This window comes from Franzmannia qiaohouensis (assembly GCF_031451695.1).
GTDB classification, from domain to species: Bacteria; Pseudomonadota; Gammaproteobacteria; order Pseudomonadales; family Halomonadaceae; genus Franzmannia; species Franzmannia qiaohouensis.
Genome location: NZ_JARWAM010000004.1, coordinates 72062 through 91702, shown reverse-complemented (window position 1 = coordinate 91702; position 19641 = coordinate 72062). Strand labels below are relative to the sequence as shown.

Annotated in this window: 17 protein-coding genes, 1 other RNA gene and 1 pseudogene; 11 read left to right on the top strand and 8 right to left on the bottom strand. The window is 57.5% G+C overall.

The genetic code is table 11. From position 1 onward, the window contains the following. Positions 1-89 precede the first annotated feature (89 nt). Complete coding sequence (locus QC821_RS06320) at positions 90-1280, top strand: BaiN/RdsA family NAD(P)/FAD-dependent oxidoreductase (RefSeq protein ID WP_309718499.1); 1191 nt, start codon at positions 90-92, stop codon at positions 1278-1280. A gap of 15 nt (positions 1281-1295) precedes the next feature. Here the strand turns inward: QC821_RS06320 and QC821_RS06315 are convergent, their stop codons facing one another. From QC821_RS06315 to QC821_RS06300, 4 genes are all read right to left on the bottom strand, one after another. Then, entirely contained in the window at positions 1296-1595 is a 300-nt protein-coding gene (locus tag QC821_RS06315; RefSeq protein WP_309718497.1) for a YqjK family protein, read from the bottom strand. Continuing rightward, complete coding sequence (locus tag QC821_RS06310; RefSeq protein ID WP_309718494.1) at positions 1585-1977, bottom strand: phage holin family protein; 393 nt, start codon at positions 1975-1977, stop codon at positions 1585-1587. The genes QC821_RS06315 and QC821_RS06310 overlap by 11 nt, the downstream gene beginning before the upstream one ends. Further along, positions 1977-2309: an ElaB/YgaM/YqjD family protein gene (locus QC821_RS06305; protein WP_076748741.1), complete on the bottom strand. Its 333-nt coding sequence runs from the start codon at positions 2307-2309 to the stop codon at positions 1977-1979. The genes QC821_RS06310 and QC821_RS06305 overlap by 1 nt, the downstream gene beginning before the upstream one ends. Before the next feature lie 82 nt (positions 2310-2391). Next, positions 2392-3423, bottom strand: coding sequence for a phospholipase A (locus QC821_RS06300; RefSeq protein WP_309718489.1), 1032 nt, complete (start codon positions 3421-3423; stop codon positions 2392-2394). Between the two features lie 217 nt (positions 3424-3640). Between QC821_RS06300 and mscK the strand changes: the two genes are divergently transcribed. Further along, entirely contained in the window at positions 3641-6982 is a 3342-nt protein-coding gene (gene mscK / locus QC821_RS06295) for a mechanosensitive channel MscK (protein ID WP_309718485.1), read from the top strand. On the opposite strand, the gene QC821_RS06290 is transcribed toward mscK, so the two are convergent. Next, positions 6979-7752, bottom strand: coding sequence for a TlyA family RNA methyltransferase (locus tag QC821_RS06290; protein ID WP_309718482.1), 774 nt, complete (start codon positions 7750-7752; stop codon positions 6979-6981). The two genes, mscK and QC821_RS06290, sit on opposite strands and share 4 nt — an antisense overlap. A gap of 110 nt (positions 7753-7862) precedes the next feature. On the opposite strand from QC821_RS06290, the gene QC821_RS06285 reads away from it, so the two are divergent. After that, positions 7863-8939, top strand: coding sequence for an AbrB family transcriptional regulator (locus QC821_RS06285; RefSeq protein WP_309718479.1), 1077 nt, complete (start codon positions 7863-7865; stop codon positions 8937-8939). Here the strand turns inward: QC821_RS06285 and QC821_RS06280 are convergent, their stop codons facing one another. Then, complete coding sequence (locus QC821_RS06280) at positions 8940-10985, bottom strand: hypothetical protein (protein ID WP_309718476.1); 2046 nt, start codon at positions 10983-10985, stop codon at positions 8940-8942. It abuts the gene before it with no gap. Between the two features lie 31 nt (positions 10986-11016). Next, complete coding sequence (locus tag QC821_RS06275) at positions 11017-12240, bottom strand: ATP-grasp domain-containing protein (protein WP_309718474.1); 1224 nt, start codon at positions 12238-12240, stop codon at positions 11017-11019. A 255-nt stretch (positions 12241-12495) separates the two neighbouring features. Here QC821_RS06275 and ffs point away from each other — a divergent pair. From ffs to QC821_RS06240, 8 genes and pseudogenes are all read left to right on the top strand, one after another. Next, positions 12496-12592, top strand: an RNA gene (gene ffs / locus QC821_RS06270) — signal recognition particle sRNA small type. Positions 12593-12674: 82 nt separating this feature from the next. Continuing rightward, positions 12675-12854: pseudogene (locus tag QC821_RS21735) on the top strand (DUF6538 domain-containing protein); the annotation flags it as partial. A gap of 183 nt (positions 12855-13037) precedes the next feature. Continuing rightward, a complete protein-coding gene (locus QC821_RS06265; RefSeq protein ID WP_309718471.1) occupies positions 13038-14003 on the top strand; it encodes a site-specific integrase in 966 nt (321 codons plus the stop codon). 645 nt (positions 14004-14648) lie between these two features. Next, the gene (locus QC821_RS06260; RefSeq protein ID WP_309718470.1) at positions 14649-14978 is read left to right on the top strand and encodes a hypothetical protein; all 330 of its coding nucleotides are present in this window, start codon (positions 14649-14651) and stop codon (positions 14976-14978) included. Between the two features lie 390 nt (positions 14979-15368). Beyond that, positions 15369-16868: a hypothetical protein gene (locus QC821_RS06255; RefSeq protein WP_309718465.1), complete on the top strand. Its 1500-nt coding sequence runs from the start codon at positions 15369-15371 to the stop codon at positions 16866-16868. Between the two features lie 295 nt (positions 16869-17163). Then, positions 17164-17757 carry a hypothetical protein gene (locus tag QC821_RS06250; protein ID WP_309718462.1) on the top strand — a complete coding sequence of 198 codons (594 nt, stop codon included), beginning with the start codon at positions 17164-17166 and terminating at the stop codon, positions 17755-17757. A 121-nt stretch (positions 17758-17878) separates the two neighbouring features. Continuing rightward, positions 17879-18394, top strand: a complete 516-nt coding sequence (locus QC821_RS06245; protein ID WP_309718459.1) for a hypothetical protein — start codon at positions 17879-17881, stop codon at positions 18392-18394. Positions 18395-18413: 19 nt separating this feature from the next. Further along, positions 18414-18794, top strand: a complete 381-nt coding sequence (locus tag QC821_RS06240; RefSeq protein WP_309718456.1) for a hypothetical protein — start codon at positions 18414-18416, stop codon at positions 18792-18794. 166 nt (positions 18795-18960) lie between these two features. On the opposite strand, the gene QC821_RS06235 is transcribed toward QC821_RS06240, so the two are convergent. Continuing rightward, complete coding sequence (locus tag QC821_RS06235; protein WP_309718454.1) at positions 18961-19521, bottom strand: hypothetical protein; 561 nt, start codon at positions 19519-19521, stop codon at positions 18961-18963. Between the last annotated feature and the right edge of the window lie 120 nt (positions 19522-19641).

The window sequence follows — 19641 nt, the reverse complement described above, 5'->3', positions numbered from 1 at the left end:
GCGGGGCGACGAGCGCCGACGAGCTTGATAGAATGCCGCACCTGATTCATCGCATCTTTCGCCAAGGCCGTGCCTGGAGCCTCCTGCCCATGACCTACGACGTTGTTGTGATCGGCGCCGGCGCTGCCGGGTTGATGTGTGCCCTTACCGCCGGCTATACCGGGCGGCGGGTGCTGGTAATCGATCATGCCAACAAGGCCGGCAAGAAGATCCTGATGTCGGGGGGCGGGCGCTGCAACTTCACCAATATGGCGACCTCGCCGGCGAACTTCTTCTCGGCCAATCCACACTTCTGCATCTCGGCGCTCAAGCGCTATCGTCCCGAGCACTTCGTCGAGCTGGTCGAGCGTCATGCCATCGACTACGTGGAAAAGGCCCCCGGGCAGCTGTTCTGCGCCGATTCGGCCAAGCAGATCGTCGCCATGCTGCTAACCGAGTGCGACTGGGCCGGCGTCGAGGTGACGCTCAAGACTGAGGTCACCAGGGTCGAGCGCCGTGGTGAGAGTATGTGCTTGCTTACCTCGCGGGGCATGATCGAGGCGGGCGCGGTAGTGGTCGCCTGCGGCGGCCTGTCGATCCCGACCATGGGCGCCAGCGGGTTTGGCTACGATATCGCTCGTCAGTTCGGCCTGACGGTCACTGAGACCCGCCCGGCGCTGGTGCCCTTCACGCTGACTTCGCAGTGGAAAACCCGTGCCAGCGAGCTGGCCGGGGTCGCTTGCGAGGTGAGCGTTCACTGTCGGCGCGACGGCCGGCGCCATGGCAACTATCGCGAGCCGCTACTGTTCACCCATCGTGGCCTGTCGGGGCCGGCGATGCTGCAGATCTCCAGCTATTGGCAGCCTGGCGACGAACTGCAGATCGATCTGCTGCCCGGGCTCGACGTGGTCGAGGCGCTGGCCGTGGCGCGCCGCGAGACACCGCGTCGCCATCTCCTCACCTGGCTGAGTGAGCACTTGCCCCGGCGCCTGGCCACGGCAGTGGGGGAGTGGTATGGCGAGGCGCCGACCCTGGCCGAGCTCTCCAACGCTGAGTTGGCAGCCTGGCAGCAACGACTCTCGTCATGGCGTATCAAGCCCGCCGGCACTGAGGGTTGGCGCACGGCAGAGGTAACCCTGGGAGGTGTCGATACCCAGGCAATCTCCTCCAAGACCTTTGCTGTGAACGACCTGCCGCAGCTGCGCTTTATCGGTGAGGTGCTCGATGTTACCGGAGAGCTGGGAGGCTATAACTTCCAGTGGGCATGGGCCTCAGGAGTGGCCTGTGGACAGTCGCTATAGAAGAGAGGCGGGGGGTCAGCGGCGTAGCATGCGCAGCAGCCGCTGGGCACGCCGCAACAGCAACACGCCGGCGACGCCGCGCTGGGCGAAGCGTACCAGCGCGTGGGGATGGCGTGCGCTGGCCAGCAGCGCCAGGCCGCCCAAGGTATAGGTGGGCAGCTTGATGCGCCGGAAAGTACGGTCGATTTGCTGGGTGGCGCCGAGCCAGCGACTCGACTCGACCATGATATCTATGCGCTGCTGCTCGATTTGCGTCTCCAGGGCCGCCTTGCGCTGGCGGCGTAACTCTCGAGCGGACGGGGTCTTAGTCGTCACGTGATGTCTCCATCAGCGCGCGGTCAGTCGCCAGATGCTTGAGAGTGCTCTTGAGTAGCGTAGGACGTTTGGCCAACCTGACGGCCCACGCCGCCAAGCCCAGACCGCCGCCGAGAAGCACCATTGCGCTGGCACCAATGGCCATCAGCCGATGGGTCTCCCAGAACAGCACCACCACGAATAGCGTCAGCACGGTCAATCCCAGCATCACCATTAGCAGACTGATACCCGCTAGCAACAGCAGGATGAAAAGCCGTGCTCGCTCCTCCTCGAGTTCAACGACGGCGAGGCGCAAGCGCGCCTCGCCGTTACTCAGCAAGCTGGCGATCAGCCGCTTGGTAGCGCCGAACAGTCGCTCGGCCGGTCCCTGGCCTTGGCTCATCAGCGCCGACCGAGCAGCAGGCCAATTACCATGCCGGCGGCGGCGGCGATACCGACACTGGACCAGGGGTTGTCGTGGACGTACTTGTCGCAGACATCGACCTGGTCACGCACCGTATCGCGGGCTTCGCCATACAGGCGTTCTCCACGTGCTTCGAGGCGGTCACGAGTGTCGTGGAGACGCTTCTCGGCGCGCTCGCGGAGCTCCTTGATGTTGCTGCGCGAGTCGTCGGCAGTGGCGTTGACCAGTTCCTCGATGGTCTGGGTCAGGTGATGTAGGTCAGCCTTGAGTTGCTCGGTACTGGCATCGGTATTGGGTTTGCGGCTTGCCATCGGGGTCTTCCTTTGACGGTGAATGACGTCTCCAGCATAGCAGGTCGCCATGTGACTTCAATCAGCTGCCGCCAGCACCACGCTACATTTCCGGGCGCCCGGCAAACAGCGGGTTGAGGCTGAAGCCGAGACTGAGGCGGTGGTTGGAGTTGTCGTAGTCGATCATGCTCTCGCCGTAGCCCACGTAGTACTGGACGTGGCCGCGAATGTTGCCGAATAGCGGCCAGGAGTAGTCGACCTGGGAACCCATGTTGCCGGCACTGGGGTTGCCGCGTACCAGCACGCTGGCCTCATGATCGTTATTGAAGCGGCGCGCGACCTCGATATCGCCGTAGCCCATGTAGCGGTCGATATCGGGATTGTCGTCGTCGCCGTCCGACTCGGGGATCCGCCAGTGCGGGGTCACGGTGAGCGCCCAGTCGCCGCGCTGAAAGGTGCTCTCGAGGTAGATCCGGTTCCAACTGCGCGACAACTCGGTGGAGCGGCCGTTGGAGAGATGGTTGAAGGCCAGCCGGTTACGCGTATTGGTCCAGCCGAATAGCCGTGAGTCGTTGTCGAAGCTCAAGAAGGCTTCCGGTTCGTAGTTGGTCTCGCGAAAAGGTGAAGAGGCGTTGGAGTTGTAGGCCTGCCACCAGCTGCGCTGGGTATAAGCGAAATAGAGGTCGGCACGATCACCAAACAGCCCCTCGATCAGATTGACCTTGGCACTGAACTGAAACTTGACCTCGAAGTCGTCGACGCCGTTCTCTTCACTGATGAAGCGAAAATTGTCAGCGTTCTGGCGAGCGTTATAGCTCACCGGCAACAGGTAGTTGCGCCGGTAGGCGGTGATGGCCAGTGGGTTGCGGTCCGACTCACGCTCCAGGGCGCGCCGCTCCTGGGCCTGCTGCAGTGTTTCAATGGCGGTCTGGTCGATCTCGGGCTGAACGCCTGGGGAGTGCTCCTCGGGGATCGTCTCGAGTTCGCTCTGAAGGCTGTCCAGCTCCTGTTGTAATGCGTCGATGCGGTTTTCGATCTGTGCACGCCGGTTGTCGGCGTGGGCCCCTGCCGTGGCGACCAGGCTGAGGATGGCCAGCGCGGTGCCGACGGTGGCAGTGGTACGAAGCAGGGTCATGAACGAGTGCTCATAAGGGGGATGACGTGCCACCGTTCTACCACGCCCGGGGCCTAAGTCAACTGCCGTGACTCGTGAATGCAAAGAGATTGCCTTGGCGCCGCCTGAGACCCAAAATCTGCCCCTGGGCCGCTATCGGTTTTGCCCGGAGAGTGCCGTGATCTGTTGTCGCCGTGGAATTACCCGTTGGGTGCCGCTTGTGTGGTTAGGCGCGCTGTTGCTATTGCTGCTCAGTCTGCCGCTAGCGGCGCTGGCCGAGCTACCCGACGTTGAGCAGCTCGAGGCGCAGCTGGCCGAACTCGCGCCCGGCGAGGGCGAGACTCTTAGCCAGGCCCAGCAGCGTCAGCGCGATGCGCTTCAGGATGCGATCGACGCACTGCAGCGGCTTGAGGACGTTGAGGAGCGGCTCGCCGCTCTCGATCGTCGACTGCAGGAGGCGCCCGCCGAGCTGATGCGCCTGGAGCGTGAGCTGCAGGATGAGGAGCAGGCGGTGTCAGAGCTCTCGGCGGCGGATCTCGACGACCGGCCACTGGCCGAACTCGAGGATCGCCAGCAGGAGGCGCTGGGCGAGCTGCAGCGCCTCCAGGATCGCCTGGCTGAGGTCAACGCCCAGTTGCTGACGGCCCAGACTCTGCCTGAGCGGGTCCAGCAGGCGATTGGCGATGCCATGCAGCGTACCGATCAGACCCGTCGGGCGCTGGATGAGTTGGCGGGTCGCGATCTCACTGCTGATGATCCGCGTATGCTTGCACTTCGTGCTGAGCGCCAATTGGCCGAACGCGAGCTACGGCTGCACCAGCGTGAACTAGGCTCGAATACTCGCCTGCGTGAGCTTGCTCAGCAGCGCCGCGAACTACTTACTGCCCAGGTCGAGCATCAGCAGAGCCTGCTGCTATTACTGCAAAGTGTGATCGATCGCCAGCGTCGTCTGGCCTCGGAGCAGGCAATTGCCGATGCGGCGCGAGACGACCCCCTGGTCGCTGCCGGTCATCCGGTACTGGAGCGCGCACAGCAGATAAACCAGGATTTGAGCCTGGAGTTGTTGCGTGCCAATGACCGCCGCAATGCGCTGCTGCGTGAAGCCATCACGGTGCGCAGTCAGCTCGATCAGGTCACCCAGCTACAGCGTAGCCTCAATGAACAGATCAGCGCGGTACGTGGTAGCTTGCTGCTGTCGCGGATCCTGCGCGAGCAGCGCCAGTCGCTGCCTCAGGTCGAGGCGCGTCGCGACCTCCAGGACGAAATCGCCGATCTGCGCCTGCGGCAGTTCGATTTGGGCCGCCAGCGCGACCAGCTTCGCCAAGGCGAGCGGCTGGCCAATCAGCGCCTGGAAGAGGCCGGTGTAGAGATCACCGAAGAGCTGGTCGACTCGCTGCAACGGCTTTACCAGTCGCGGCGCGAGCTGGTCGACCAGCTCGAGCAGACCTACGGTGAGCTATTGAGCATCGGCATCGAGCTACAACTCAACCAGCAGCAGTTGCTAAGAGGGGCTCAGTCGTTGCGAGGCACCATTAATGAGCAGCTGTTCTGGGTTGCCAACAGCCGACCCTTGGACTGGCATTGGCTGCGACAGCTGCCGGCCAACCTGGCGCTTGAGTGGCGCGATGGAGAGTGGCGCGAAGGGCTGCCCAACCGCTGGCGGCTGCCGGGTATCGAAGCGCTGCTGGGTGTCCCTATGTTGCTATTGGCACTGGGATTGGCTGCGGCGCGGCGGCGCATTCGCGCGCGACTGGCGCTGCTCAACGAGCAGATCGGTCGGTTGCGCAGCGACAGCCAGGGCCATACTCCCCAGGCGGTGGGGTTAAACGCGCTGTTGGCATTGCCGGTGTCACTGGCACTGGCGGGAGTGGGCACCGGCTTGGTAGCCGGTGGAGAAGGGTTTGCGGTGGCGCTTGGCCACGCCTTGTGGCATCTGGCGCTGGCCTGGGCAACTATCGCCTGGTCGCGTCGTCTGCTGGTCAAGGATGGCGTGGCGATGCGTCACTTCTATTGGCCGGCAGGTTATGCGGCGCGGCTGCGCTGGCTGCTGCTGTGGCTGGGGGCCGCGCTGGTGCCGGTGCTGTTGATCACTCCGCTGGTGCGCGATACCGAGGTGACACTGGCCTCGCGCCCGTTGGCGCTGGCGCTGCTGGTGGGTGGCCTGCTGGCAATGAGCGTGCTGTTGGCGCGCTTGATCCTGGCGCATGTTCCATTTTTCGGCGTCAAGCTGTTCCGTCTGCTGCTGGGGCTTACGCTGGCGTTGGTGCCACTGCTGCTGGTCGGCTTGATCGTCGCTGGCTTCGAGTACACTGCACTAAGCCTGGTGGGACGCTTCGTGATCACCCTCTATCTGCTGGGATTATGGATCCTGGTCGAGGCCGCTGTGGTGCGTGGCCTGGCCGTGGCCGCGCGTCGCCTGGCTTACCGCCGGGCACTGATGCGCCGGCGGGCCCAGGTACAGGAGGGCGCCGAAGGCGGGCTGGAGGTTGTCGAGGAGCCGCCGCTTGACATGCAGCAGGTCAATCAACAGTCGCTACGCCTCTCCAAGCTGATTCTGCTGATCGGCTTCGCGGCGCTGTTCTATCTAGTGTGGGCCGATCTGCTGTCGGTGCTCGGCTATCTCGACCGAGTGGCGATCTGGGAGGCGGCTGACGGTGACAGTCCGGAATTGGTAGCGAGCACCGTGTCGGTATCCGACATCGTCACTGCGCTGGTAATCGTGGGGCTGACGCTGATGCTGGCCGGCAACCTGCCGGGGCTGCTGGAGGTGATGGTGCTGTCGCGGTTGACCCTCAAGCAGGGCAGCGCCTACGCGATTACCTCGCTGCTCTCCTACACCATCGTGGGTACCGGCCTGGTGATGTCACTGGCCACCCTGGGGGTGGCCTGGAGCCAGCTGCAGTGGCTGGTGGCGGCGCTGGGCGTGGGGCTGGGTTTTGGCCTACAGGAGATTTTTGCCAACTTCATCTCGGGGTTGATCATTCTCTTCGAGCGGCCGGTGCGCATCGGCGACACCATAACCATCGGCAACCTCACCGGCACGGTGAGCAAGATCCGCATCCGTGCCACCACGGTGACCGACTTCGATCGCAAGGAGATCATCATTCCCAACAAGACCTTCGTCACCGACCAGCTGATCAACTGGTCGCTGTCCGACAGCGTTACCCGGGTGGTGCTCAACTACGGTGTGGCCTATGGCTCCGATCATCGCCTGGTGCACCGCCTGCTGCGCCAGGCCGCCGACGAGAATCCGCGGGTAATGAGCGACCCCGAACCGCAGGTGTTCTTCATGGATTATGGCGACAGCACCCTCAATTTCGAGCTACGTATCTTCGTCAATGCGCTGGGTGATCGGTTATATGCCACCGATGAGATCAACTGCCGGGTTGGCGAGCTGTTCGAGGAGCACGGCATCGATATCGCCTTCAACCAGCTCGATGTCTGGCTGCACCGCAGCGCTGGCGGTGCGCAGAAAGTCCAAAGCCTCGCTGCGGGGCAAGTCACCAACCCGGCCTTCCCACCACCGGGGGCCAAGGGCGATCCAGGAGATATTGAGACAGACAGCGGCGACGGCCGTTAGCCAGCCGTGTTGCGCAATGCATAAAGCAGGAATTCACGATTGCCGTCGCCGCCGCGCAGCGGGCTCTCCTGCCAGTGGTGAACGGTCAGGCCGTGTTGTGTGCAGCAGTCGCGAATGCGCGTCTCGACCTCGGTATAGCGGGCCGGGTCGCTGACGATGCCGCGGGCGTTGACGCCGCCGGGGCCGACCTCGAACTGCGGCTTGACCAGGCTCAGTAGCTCGCCGCCGGGGGCGAGCAGGGCGGCGAGCTGAGGCAGGATCAAGGTCTGCGATATGAACGAGACGTCCATTACCGCGTAATCGAGGCCGGCCGGCGCCTGCTTGGCCAGCGCCGCGGCCAAACGTGCATCGTCGGCCATGGCGCGGGCATTGAGCCCCTCCAGGCAAGTCACCCGCGGGTCTTCACGCAGGAGAGGGTCGAGCTGGTCGTGGCCCACCTCCACACCGATGACATGCCGCGCGCCGAACTGCAGCACGCAATCGCTGAATCCGCCGGTGGACTGTCCCACATCCAGCACGACACGCCCATCGAGCTCCAGCCCGAGCCGTTCCAGCAGCGCCTCGAGCTTGAGTCCGGCGCGCGACACATAACGCTCCTCGGGATCGGCTTCGATCCTTAGCGATACGCTGTCGGGTAGCTTTTCACCGGGTTTGGTGAGGACGCGGCCGTCGCTGGCCAGGCTGACCCGACCATGGCGAATCAGGCGCTGGGCGCGGGTGCGAGAGCGGGCCAGGCCCTGACTGAGGAGAAGTTGGTCGAGACGCGGCATAGAGCGGTTTCCTGAAGCGATTCGGCGTCGATTATAGCCTCACTGTCAACGTCTGGCGGCGAACGTGCGATACTGGGTGTTCGTTAGCCGGTTAATAAAAGGAGTGCCGGGTGTCGAATGCCTCGCTGTTGGCCCTGCTGCGTGCCCTGCTGATTGGTGCTGTGGGTGGGCTGCTGTTTGCGCTGCTCGACCTGCCGTTGCCGTGGATGCTGGGACCGCTGGTCGCTAATTTGCTGGCCTCCGGGCGCGGCATCGACGTACGTGTGCCGGAGGGCCTGCGCGAGGCTTTCCTCGGCGTGATGGGCCTGGTACTCGGCAGCCAGGTCACCCCTCAGCTGGCCGAAAGGGTGTTCGACTGGCCGCTGTCGGCGGCGCTGCTGCTGGTGGGGGTGGCAGTGTCCACCGCGGTGGCGGCGGCCTGGTACCGCCGCTGCGGATTCGACCCGGTCAGCGCCTGGTTCGCCTCGGCACCAGGGGCGATGCCGACCATGATCCTGCTTGGCGAGAAGTGCGGCGGTGACCCGCAGCGGGTCGCCGTCGCCCAGTCGCTGCGCATCATCCTGGTGATTCTGCTGCTGCCACCGCTGTTCTGGGCTTTCGAGGGTGGCAGTGCGCCGCCCCAGGCGGCCGCCAGCGAGCCGGCCGCGCACCTGTGGATGTTGCTGGCGCTGCCACTGGTGATCCCGCTGGGCAACTGGCTGCGCCTGCCGAGTGCCTCGCTGCTGGCGCCGTTGGCGTTCGCCGCACTGCTATCGGGTAGCGATATGGCCAGTCTGCAGCTGCCAGAGTGGGGCATGAACGTGATGCTGTGGGGGTTGGGGAGTGCCATCGGCTGCAAGTTCCACGGCCTTTCGCGGCGGCGCTTTGGCAAGTACCTGTGGCAAGCCGCGCTGGCCACGCTGCTGGCACTGCTGGTGCTGGCGCTGTTCGCCGAGCTGATCCACCGCCTATTGGGGGTGCCGCGGGACGTGGCGCTGCTGGCGCTGGCACCGGGCGGTATCGGCGAGATGGCGATTCTGGCCGTGGCTCTGGATATCGACCCGGTGTTCGTCGCCTTCCACCATATCCTGCGCATGGTGGCCTTGATGATCGTGGCGCCGTTCTGGGCCCGCTATCTGGCGCGGCGCTACCCGATGCCGGGAGATGAGGCTGCCCGGCGGACGCTATCGCCGCCGGGCAGGGAGTGATCAGACGCCGTCGATACCAGGACTCGCCTGCAGGTCGGTGGCCGGCACCCGGTCGGCGCCCCAGCTGCGGTGCACATGGCCGATCACCCGATCGAGCTCCTGCTGGGTGATGGTGGCCAGCTCGCCGCGCTCCAGCGGGTCGAAGTGGAAGATATACAGCCGTGAGGCGAGCTGTTCGAAGGGCAGCGAGGCCTCGCCGAAGCGCTCGCCCTGGCCGGCGGTGCTGACCTTGACGCCGTCGCCCCAGTCTTGGCCACTGTCGTTATTGGGATTGTAGAAGTAGACCCGCATCACCTCCTGGGGATCGAGGTTGACCCTTAGCAGGGTGATGGCATGCCAGCCGATGAAGCGCGCCGCGCTATCGGTCACGGCGATGCCTGCAGGCTGGGGATGAATCAGCGGCTGGTTGCCGTTGTAGTAGGGGTGGTAGGCGGCGTAGAAGTGGCGCAGGAAGTCCTCCAGGCCCTCCAACTGGCCGGTGGCCACATCGACGTTGATGCGGAAGCCACGCCCCGACCACCAGCCGTGAAACTCCGGGTTGACCCAGCGGTGCGGGTCGCCATCGCGGCCGATACAGCGTCGGCCCATCTCGGCGTAGATACGGTCGAGATGGGGCACCACCAGCAGCGATACCGCGTCGAGATCCATGGGTAGCTCGGTGGCCACCCCCGAGAGGCTCTCGCGAGACGAGATCGGCTGTCCCTCGAAGTGCATCACGATCTCATCGTCACGCGCCGCCCAGGCGACCATCTGCAGCAGGTAGTCGGGATCGTTGTAGGCCCACATCGATAGCGCGCGAGCCGACTGACAGGTCGGGTTGTTGCCCTGGCCCACCCCCAGTGGCAGTCCCAACATGCACATCACGCCCTCGAGCAGCCGCGCGCGCGGCGATACCGCGTCGCCGTGCGCCATGTTGAGCCGCTCCTGCGACCACGCCGAGAGGGTCAAGCCCAGTTGGCGCCACATGGCCGGCGCTACCGGCGGCTGGTAGAGGATGCCGCGCTCGAGCATCAATGCCAGCCCGTAGATGGCCTGGGGCGTGGCCGGATAGACGCCACTGCGAATCAGCGCGTGGACCAGCTCGCGATAGCACATCAGGCAGTCGCGGCCGGTGGAGGAGAGGCCCATGGCTTCGGCCAGCAAATGATCGCTGTGCTCCAGCAGGTAGCGCATCAACACGCCGTGATAGGGTGACACCAGGCCGGTGTCGTGCATGGCACGGGCGAAGCCGCTGGCCTCATACTGCAAGGCAGCCTGATCCATGCTCTCAAGCCGTTCGCGGTAGACCTCCAGGCCGGGGTCTTCGCGACACGCCTGGGTGGGGCCGAACAGCGAACTGACCAGGCGGTCGGCGCCTTGGCCGCTGGAGCCCAGGTCGATGGCCGGATTGGCCTGGCAGATGGCGATCTGGGTGATCATCTGCTTGACCGGCTCGACCTGCAGTGGCCGCTGGCGCAGGATGCGCCAGATCTCGTCGATCAACTGATCGACGATGTGCTCGTAGCCGATCCGCTCGGCAAGGTGCTGGAATAGCCGCCGCGGCAGCTGGGCCAAGCGCCCCTGGGTCTCGCGCTCGGCTTCGCTGGGCGCACCGAACAGCAGCCACAGGTTGAGTGCCATTACCTGGGTCAGGTAGTGATGGGCTTGCTCGGCGGAGACCAGCGCGTGCTGATACTCGCCCATGGCCACCGCCAGCAGGCGCAGCTCGCTGAGCGACTCGATCACTACGCTGTTGGGGTCGGCGCTCTTCAGCGCATGGGTGGTCAGCGAAGGTACCAGGTACTGCGGCGTGGCCCAGTCGGAGCCGAGGAACACCCCGGCCGACTCCAGTTTTTCGGCGCGGGCTTCCACTGCCGCACAGCCGCCGGGCTGCATCATCACGCGGCGCGCAGTATCGAGCACCCTTCCGAGCTTGCCCGGTTTGGCGAACTCGCGAGCTGAATCGAGCAATTCGATCGCCTCGTCCAGCTTGGCCAGCAGGGCGTTGAGTTTGTCCACCTCTGGCGTGGACGCTTGTGCACTGTTTGTCTCTGGGTGCTCGGTCACACCGACTCCTTATCCCGGTCTCTGCCAGGGATTATACATAGAAGTCCAGATCCTCCTGGTGCTTGAGCAGATCACGCAGTTGGTGAGGATCCTCGCCCTTGAAGTAGATCAGCCCCCAGTGGGTGCCGAACGCGGTACGCTTGGTGACGGTTTCTTCCATCGGCGGCGTCAGCTCGTGGGACTCGAAATACGGATGGTCCTCGACCTCCTCGGGGATTTCCAACCGGCTGACCACGCGGCGACGCGGGTAGACCCCAAAGCAGCCGGCGTAGCCGTTGGCACCCTCGACCTCCTTGGGGAAGAACGCCTTGACTTCCTCGGCGCTGGCCTTGGGGTCGAACACCAGCATCGAGGCCTGGTAGGCATTGAAGCCGTAGACCCGCTCGAGCAGCTCGAAGACCTTGAAGCCCGGCGGACGATAGGCCACTTCGCCGAAGTACATTTCGCCGTCGCTGGTCACGAAGTACTCGGGGTGGATCAGGCCGAACTCGATATCGAAGGTCTTGATCAGCTTCTCGATCTGCGCGGTGATCTGCGGGCGATACTGCTCCAGCTCCGGTGAGGCCGGCACGAACACCGAGTAACCCAGCGTCACGTATTCGGAAATATTGAGAAAGACGATCTTGCCGTTGTGAATCCAGGCCTCGACGGCGAACTCCCAGCCATCGAGGTGGGATTCCATTAACACCGGGAATTCCTCGTCGGGGATCGAGTCGACCTCATCCGGGGTGCGGATCACGCGGTGGCCCAGGCAACCGGCCTTGTCGAAGGCCTTGAGGTGGATCGGATCGTTGGGATCGCCGTCGAGCTTGAGCAGGGTCTGGTTGACGCGCTTGAGAAAGCGCACCACGTCTTCCTTGTCGTGGGCTTCCTCGAAAATACCCACGCGAATGCCGCCCAACTGGGCGCGGCGCTTCATCAGCGCCTTGTCGCGCAGCAGTAGCGACTGGCCGTAGAGGCGCGGGTTATCAAGCAGCACCGAGTTGATTGCCCCGGCCCACTCCACGGTCTCCTCGTAGAGCGGGATGGCCACGTCGACGCCCATCTCCTGGAGAGTCTCGGCAATTTCCATGGAGCGGTCATTGAGGCGTTCGAAGTTCCAAGAGACGTAGGGGATGTCGTGCTTCTCGCAGTACTCTTCGGCCCAGTCCGGAGCCACCACCACGTAACGACGATCGAAATTCTCGGCGGCTTCTACGGCACTCAAGCTCCAGCCCAGAAGCGCGATATAGCCCTTGTTGGGGTCCTTGGTCATGGTAGTGCCTCCGTTGGAAATTGGTTGAACGAGTTCCTACACGCTACACCCTGTGACACGAACTTAACAGCGAGGCGGCCCATCGAAGGGCTTGTGCAGGGTAAGGGGTCGGACGCCAAAGTGCGCCGGGGGTTCCTCGCGATTGGCGCGGTTGCGAGGCCGTCGGGGCGCTGTTATAGTGCGCCTCGCCTGCTCCGGATAGGTCGCCATCCTGCCAGGATCAAGATACGCCGGACTGGTCGTTATGGTGGCCCTCGTCGGTCCTCCCGCAACGCTAAACTGCGAACCCCGCCAGGCCCGGAAGGGAGCAACGGTAGTGGTGGATGCGTGTGCCGGGATGTGGCTGTCGGGGGCCACCTCCATTTAAGGTAGTCGATTGAAAGAGCTTGTAAATTTTGCCTTCTGAATCGAATTGATACAGATAGGTCGTACAAATGGGCTCACCCTACCTCTTCAAGTCCCTTCATGGTGTTTACTACTTTCGTCTTGTGATCCCTGTCCCGCTTCGGGTAACCGTGGGTAAAACTGAGCTACGACGATCACTCAGGACACGAAGCAAGCGCGTAGCCTTGTTAGAGGCAGCAAGGCTGCTGCTGGAGGCTCAAGAGCTATTGGGTAGGGCTAGGGGTAGGGTAGGGGGTAACGTCTCTGCTACGGCTCCTACAGTGTCCTCTGAGCCCGCACACACTCCTAAGCTGTCCAAGCCTGTCCCCAAGCTATCCGCATATTTCGAAACATTTCGTCAGTCTCAACTGCTCGAAGGGGTTAGCGTCAAGACCATTGACGATAAAGAGGCCGTGATTCGTCTTTTTTGCCGGATTTGTCGGGACAAGCGAATTGATTATTACACTCACGAAGATGCCAAGATGTTTCGAGAAAAAGCATTGAAACTTCCGCCCTTTACTCTCCGCATCCTCCAGAAGCATCCTGAAATGTCCCTCTCAGACCTGATCGGTAAGGGTGACGCCACAATCAGTGTCACGACCTATAATAATTACATCAAGAATCTTTCCACGGTATTCACCCATGCAAAAAGAGAAGGTTTTGCCACCAATCATCTCTTTGCATACATGAAGATTCGTAGAAAAATTAAGGCTAGTTCCTATCGTGATGTCTTTAGTTCTGATGAAGTGGTCTTGATGTTCGAGTCTACAGCCAAATATCGATATACCAAGCGGGACTTCAAGTATTGGCTGCCTAGACTGGCCTATTACACTGGGGCTCGCTTGAATGAGTTGTGCCAGCTTTACAGGGACGATGTACGGTACATTCATGATGTTGCTTGCATTCATATCCGGGCAGGTAGGTCGGATCAAAGGCTGAAGACGCCCGCTGCTGAAAGGGTTGTGCCAGTACACAGCAAACTGGTGGAGCTTGGTTTTCTTGACTATGTGGAAAGTCAGGGTGAGCGTATCTTTCCGATGTTTAAACACTCAGAGAAGCACGGTTATTCTGCCACACCCAGTCGATGGTTTGGGCGATTCAAGATAGATATTGGCTTGGTTGATGATGGCTCTGGAAAGAAAGATTTTCATAGTGTCAGGCATTCAGTAGCCAATGAGCTGAAGCAGAAGGGCGTCAGCGAAAACTTGATTGGTGGTATTCTTGGGCACACAACGGGTGGTATGACTAACACCAGATATGGTAAGGACTATAAGCCTGAAGTGTTGAAGCCAGTGATCGAGATGCTTACTATTGAACAGACACCACAAGGAACGGATATGATCCAAGTAGATATTGAGAGAGCTACAGGTCGTTCGTAGAGTCTTGCAGTAATCAGAGGGGCTTGTGGGATGCTCTTAGCCCCTTTGATAGAAACTCTCTCAACGAGAAGTGTGAATCAGGTTCACCAAATCTCAAGCAAATTAGAGAGTGTGAACTCATCACGGGAAGTGAAGCGTAGCATTCCTGGTTCTCGCAGTTGCTCAATGCAAAGTCGTAGGACGAATCTGAAATCTCGATGGTCACTTGAGCATCGCTTCCTGCCGGTGACACCAACACCAGTACACAGTCATAGGTTCTTCGTCGTGTCACTCCTCCACTGATGCAGGAATGGCAGCAGGATCACCCACAAGCTGCTCTGCGTCATGATCACCGGTGACCCAATACCTACCCCACCAGTCAGGGTTGTCGAGGATTACATGGGGGGGTTGGGTGTGTCTTAGGGGGCGCTTGGTTACATAAGTTAACAAACTTGCGTTTGGGTCATCGACTGTGGTTTAATAATCGTATATCCACTGCTAAGCAACTGAACCGGGCATCCCTTCCAATGGATGTATTTCCCGGCCCTCTTTGCGTCTGGGGTATATCCAACGAATCGGCATCATACGACCACATAAAGGGGAACCCTAAAACTGGGTATCTTCGGGATTGGTACGTTCTACAGAAATAAATAAAGGATAATAGATATGACTAATGCTTCAGTAAATCCATACCTTACCCACGGTTCCAAGATCGTAGAGGCTCTGAATTTCTATCACTTTGAACTTACTGGATACCTTGATGAAAGTCACTGGTTGCTTGATAAGATCATCTCACGTAAGTGCTTCATGGAGATGAGTGGTGATAGTCTTGAAGTACTCGATAAAGTGGCAGAAAGTTTTATCGAAAATTCATGCGATTTTTATGATAGTGCTGATGCTATTGAAACGGCTTATGAGATCAAAGAAAGATTAGATGAAAAGGCATTCAATGTGCTTATAAAAAAGATCAAGGAAGTCGAAGAGGCAGGGGCATAAGAACTGCTAAGCCATTACAGGGGGCTATAGCTGGTGCCAAGAAACGGTCTACATGGCATCGAAGCGCCTATTCGCTCTTTAACCACACATCATGCATGCGGGAGAGCGAAGCGAACAGGACTGATGGAGAGCGTGGGTAATAGCCTTTCCACATTACTGTGCTACCGCACCAAGTAGTTGGGAAAAATCTTGCCAATGTCTAAGTTCTGAGGAGGTCGGGGGTTGGTCCTCAGGTCTCCTCCCGACTCGATACTGATATTGCTACTGACTTTCAACACGGCTTACGAAGACTATGGGGGAGCTAGTGACTGATGGGGTGGACAAAAACTCTTATAGCTATAAGGAAAAGTGTCCACTTGGAAGCACCAACCACATCAACAAGGAGAAGAAGTGACTGTATTCGTAGCAAGTGCCCTGATGGGTGCTGGAAAGACCCGAGGATTTATCGAGAACATTGATCCTGAACTCAACTACATCCTTGCTGTGCCCACTATCGAGCTTGGCAAGGACATTGTAGCGTCCATGAATGAAGCTGGAGTTGAGTATGAGGTGATCAACAGTGATGAGAATTGGAAGGGATCAACTAAGTCCCGCATTAGTCGTGCTCTGACTGAAGGTCGTGAAGGGTGTGTCCTGGTCATTACTCACAAGGCTCTTACTATGATGGAGACTGATGGCTACCTGTCTTATTACCTGTCGGAGTGGACCATAATAGTGGATGAGGTCCCGAACTTGAATAACTGTGCTCAGAGTCGAAAAATACCTTTCAGTACATATGACAAGCTTTTCAAGGGTCTGGTCCAAGACCACGATGATGGGAGGGTGGCTATCGCTGAGGGTGTACCAGAGTACATGCTGCTTGATGAGCTTAAAAAGTCCATCACAGCGGGTATTGAACCAGCGAAAATCATGTTTAGTGGACTGCTGGAGCAGATGGCCGGGATTAATCGAAAGAAGTCCAAATCTGAAGTACAGCTAGTGAAGGGTGAAGACCATTACGTGGTCACTGTTGCCGACTATCACGACTACACCAAGATTATCGATTGGTGCAAAGAGTTTCATGTGATGGGCAATGGTGTTGAAAAGACTCTCTTTTACCAGTATGTGGTAGCTCAAGGTTACGACATCAAAGAGTCTCGATTTACTCCTGGTCCTTTTAAGTACAAAGCTTCTGTGACACTGGTGCCACTCTTCAATACTGACAGGATCAGTAAGTCGAAGATGGAGTTGATGGACGATGGTACCAAGGCGAAGAGGTTTGATGAAACCTGCTTAGGCTGGAAAGCGATGAAAAAGGCTATCGAGTATCATCAGAATGAGAAGGTGCTAGTCCAGTGCTTCAAGTGGATGAAGGGCAAGAACCGGTTCCCGTTTGATGATTATAAGAACGTCATTGTAACGCCTTTCGACTCTCGTGGGGTTAATAAGTATAGGAATGACTACCATCGCACAGTGAACGTATTCCATGGTAATCCAGACCCGATCCAAGCCCGCCTTGAAACCAAGATGCTCGCGATGATGGGTATTGATATCGATGAAGGTAGGGCTGCTATTGAGCATGAACGCTTTATCGAACCGATGGCACAACACATTGCCCGTACTTCTATCCGCAATGGTATTGAGCAGGAAGAGGGTATCGTGGTGGTGCTTCCGACTGTGGATGTGGCAAAGCGTATTGAAGAGGTGCTTCAAGTAGAATGTGAGATCGATACAAGCATCATGCTTAATATCCCCGAGAGGGCGCCAAGTAAGGTGAAGCTCAAGAAAGCCGAGCGAGACCAGAAGATGATCGAGTTGCACTCAGAGGGTCGTACACATAAAGAGATTGGCGAAGCACTGGGCGGGGTTTCAACCAAGACGGTGCAGAGGGCTCTGAAGAAAGCAGCATAGGCCCCCATCAGGTAGGCCGTCTAGCCCCTGTGAGCGGTTTTGACAGTGGCTTATGCCCAAGGCATTGTGGACTGGAGGCATACGGGGGCGGCGATCATGAAAGGTAGAGGTAAGGAGCGTGATGAACTCAAGCAGATTGCATGGGCTTGATAAACAGGGTAAATCTTTTCGGGCTGTTGGTAAGGAGCTAGGAAAGGGTCCTACTACCATTTCTAGTTGGATAAGTGAGCGGAAGGAACAGGAAGAGCCTACGGTGGCAGGCTGAAAACAACGAAATATGAATAGGGGATAGGAAATGGGGCCTAATGCAGTAGTGTTGCGAATGGCTAGCCTTTTTACACAGAAAGCCATTAGCAGCTATAAAGAAAAGCGGCGTATCTTCTTGTTGTCTGAGCTAGCCAAGGCTGGATACACTCGCGATAGCCCAGAATTACAGAAAGATGATTTCATCGCATGCTTTCTTGCTACTGAGGATGCTTTAAATAAGTGTGCATCACGGGAAAAAATCACAGCGTTAGCGAATATGCTTGTTTCTGGTGTTTCTTCTGGACGTTTGTTTAGGGAGCCTGATGCATATGCCGAAATTTTATCTATCATAGAAGGATTGTCGGAGCGGGAGTTGCTGATTTTGTATTGGCTTTATAAAATAGAGGAGGCTGGTGCCGAGAAAGATCAAGAAGAGAAGGTCGGAAATCAGGCGAAATATATATCAGAAAGATTGGGCTGCACTGTGGAATTGAGTGCTGCCTTGTTAACTAGGTTAGAGAGGACGGGGCTGTTAAGTGTTGCTCATGGTTATGGTGGTGGGAAAAGCCATAGTTTATCAGCTTTGGCAAAAGAGTTAAGAGGTTGGGTTGAATTTCAAATTGACCAAGGAAGTATTCGATGAACTTTATTAGATATCTTGTTGTCGTTATAAGATTTGAACAGTGGAAATTAAATAACCTTGATGACAGCATATTAAAATTTTCATTAAGGATAGGGCTGTATGTAAGTTCGTGGAGGTGTAAATGTATAAACATGTGTTCGAGAAAAGATTTGCTAACTCTTCTGCGGCCGTCGAGCATATAGATGCTACAGGCTGGGGTTACAAAGGAAGACATGGAGTTTTCTCAAAGTACCATTTATATTCGGGTGTTTTGATGACTATAAATGGGGAGGTGTCAGAAAGGCTAAAGTTGCGCCTTTATCCTGACGGTTATGTCAGGTTGTATGCGGACTACTCAGTAAACCGTACTATTGGCATGGTAGGGCTTCCGATGCGTGTTTGGGAGTCAGAGGATATTTCTAGCTTCATAAGGCAGCGCCTTTTTCAAGCAAACGACGATCTGATAAACAACCATGGAAATCAATTCTGTATTGAAGAGTTGTGGGATAAAGAAAACGGAGTTAGATATGGCGTCTTTGCGATGGAAAAAACAGATTCAGGGTATGGGAAGGTTGTGGTAAAGTCGGCTATGAAAATTTTTGAAACAGTGAAGTTGGCGCATGAGTGGGCGATTAGCAAGAGTGATGCCCAAGGATGATTTTCCAAAGGAGGTGGATATGGAAGTTGAGATGTTGGCACAACTGATACGTTACCTGTACGATTTTTCCAAGGATTTTGCTAAGTTTAGAGGGAGGAATAGAGAACTTGCAGATCAGGCTTTGTCAGCACTTTCATTGGCCTTGAGTGAAACTCGCAATTACTATAGGGATATTGAGTTGGGGGAAGAGCCTAATAGATCAAAAGAGAAAGAGTTGGTGCGACTTTGGTCGGAAGCAGCAATACCTGCTCGCCATATTGATCAAGAGCTTTCATTTATATGTTCACATAAGGCTGATTTTTGGGTTAGTCCAAGCAAATGGAAGAGAGAGGAAATAATTAAGGCGGGTATAGATTTAGAAAATGTGATCGCGCGTTATAGAAAGATGTTGACCAAGTGATCTGCACTCCTTGCGTCGTGCTACCTTTTCTTCGGTGGTCATAGACGTTTCCTCATGGTGTTAGAGTCAAGCGTCAGACACTCGTTCTATAACCCGCGAGGAGTATTATGGTTGCTTCGCTTTCAGCAGCTGGTTGTCAGATAAATACCAATACAGCAATGTAGCCTCAAGTATGAAGCTTCTGAAGCAGTGCTTTCTTTAGATCCTGCTTGTAGGAAAGGTATTGTTTGTGGTGTTTCGAGAATACAGCTAGGCCATTCTTTTCATCATCAGGTCCATTGATTCTATTCAGATTCCTGCAGGACATGTCAAATAAATAGATACAAGCTTCAAGGCCGTCTACGGTTTTGTAACTATCACGAAGATAGATCTCTATGAGCATTTTTAATCGAGATAATGACTGTAAGTCTAAAGCATCTGGCTCATTCGTAACTAACTTCTTGGCAGCGTCGCTCCCTTCCTTTCGATACGTGAAGTGCAGTTGATGAATAAATGACCCTGTGCTTCGATTTACTTCATTCAGCGTCCACAATGCTTCTTCTAGTTTTTCGCGCCTGAGCAGGCTGTTGCCAGCTTTCAATGAGGCCCTATAGCCACCCCAAGCACCTACTAGCGCGCCACCAAATGCGCCTAAAAGCGTGAATGCAAGAGACGTATAGTCGTACCAGCTGGGAGCTGAGGTGGCTACTAAGACTTGACTGCCTTCTAGGAGAGGAGAAATTTCCATTGGTTAGCTATCCAGATAATTATAGAGTCGGTTGGTAAGAGTGGTAGCGATATGTTTAATATCACATATATGGCTTGCTACTTTCCGCTCGATGTCATTGAAACCGCCTAGATATTAGAG

Excerpts from the sequence above, each read along its gene's own strand:
- QC821_RS06320 (WP_309718499.1), top strand. The coding sequence starts at position 90 with ATGACCTACGACGTTGTTGTGATCGGCGCCGGCGCTGCCGGGTTGATG.
- QC821_RS06310 (WP_309718494.1), bottom strand. The coding sequence starts at position 1,977 with ATGAGCCAAGGCCAGGGACCGGCCGAGCGACTGTTCGGCGCTACCAAG.
- QC821_RS06305 (WP_076748741.1), bottom strand. The coding sequence starts at position 2,309 with ATGGCAAGCCGCAAACCCAATACCGATGCCAGTACCGAGCAACTCAAG.
- QC821_RS06300 (WP_309718489.1), bottom strand. The coding sequence starts at position 3,423 with ATGACCCTGCTTCGTACCACTGCCACCGTCGGCACCGCGCTGGCCATC.
- QC821_RS06290 (WP_309718482.1), bottom strand. The coding sequence starts at position 7,752 with ATGCCGCGTCTCGACCAACTTCTCCTCAGTCAGGGCCTGGCCCGCTCT.
- QC821_RS06275 (WP_309718474.1), bottom strand. The coding sequence starts at position 12,240 with ATGACCAAGGACCCCAACAAGGGCTATATCGCGCTTCTGGGCTGGAGC.
- QC821_RS06260 (WP_309718470.1), top strand. The coding sequence starts at position 14,649 with ATGACTAATGCTTCAGTAAATCCATACCTTACCCACGGTTCCAAGATC.
- QC821_RS06250 (WP_309718462.1), top strand. The coding sequence starts at position 17,164 with ATGGGGCCTAATGCAGTAGTGTTGCGAATGGCTAGCCTTTTTACACAG.
- QC821_RS06245 (WP_309718459.1), top strand. The coding sequence starts at position 17,879 with ATGTATAAACATGTGTTCGAGAAAAGATTTGCTAACTCTTCTGCGGCC.
- QC821_RS06240 (WP_309718456.1), top strand. The coding sequence starts at position 18,414 with ATGGAAGTTGAGATGTTGGCACAACTGATACGTTACCTGTACGATTTT.
- QC821_RS06235 (WP_309718454.1), bottom strand. The coding sequence starts at position 19,521 with ATGGAAATTTCTCCTCTCCTAGAAGGCAGTCAAGTCTTAGTAGCCACC.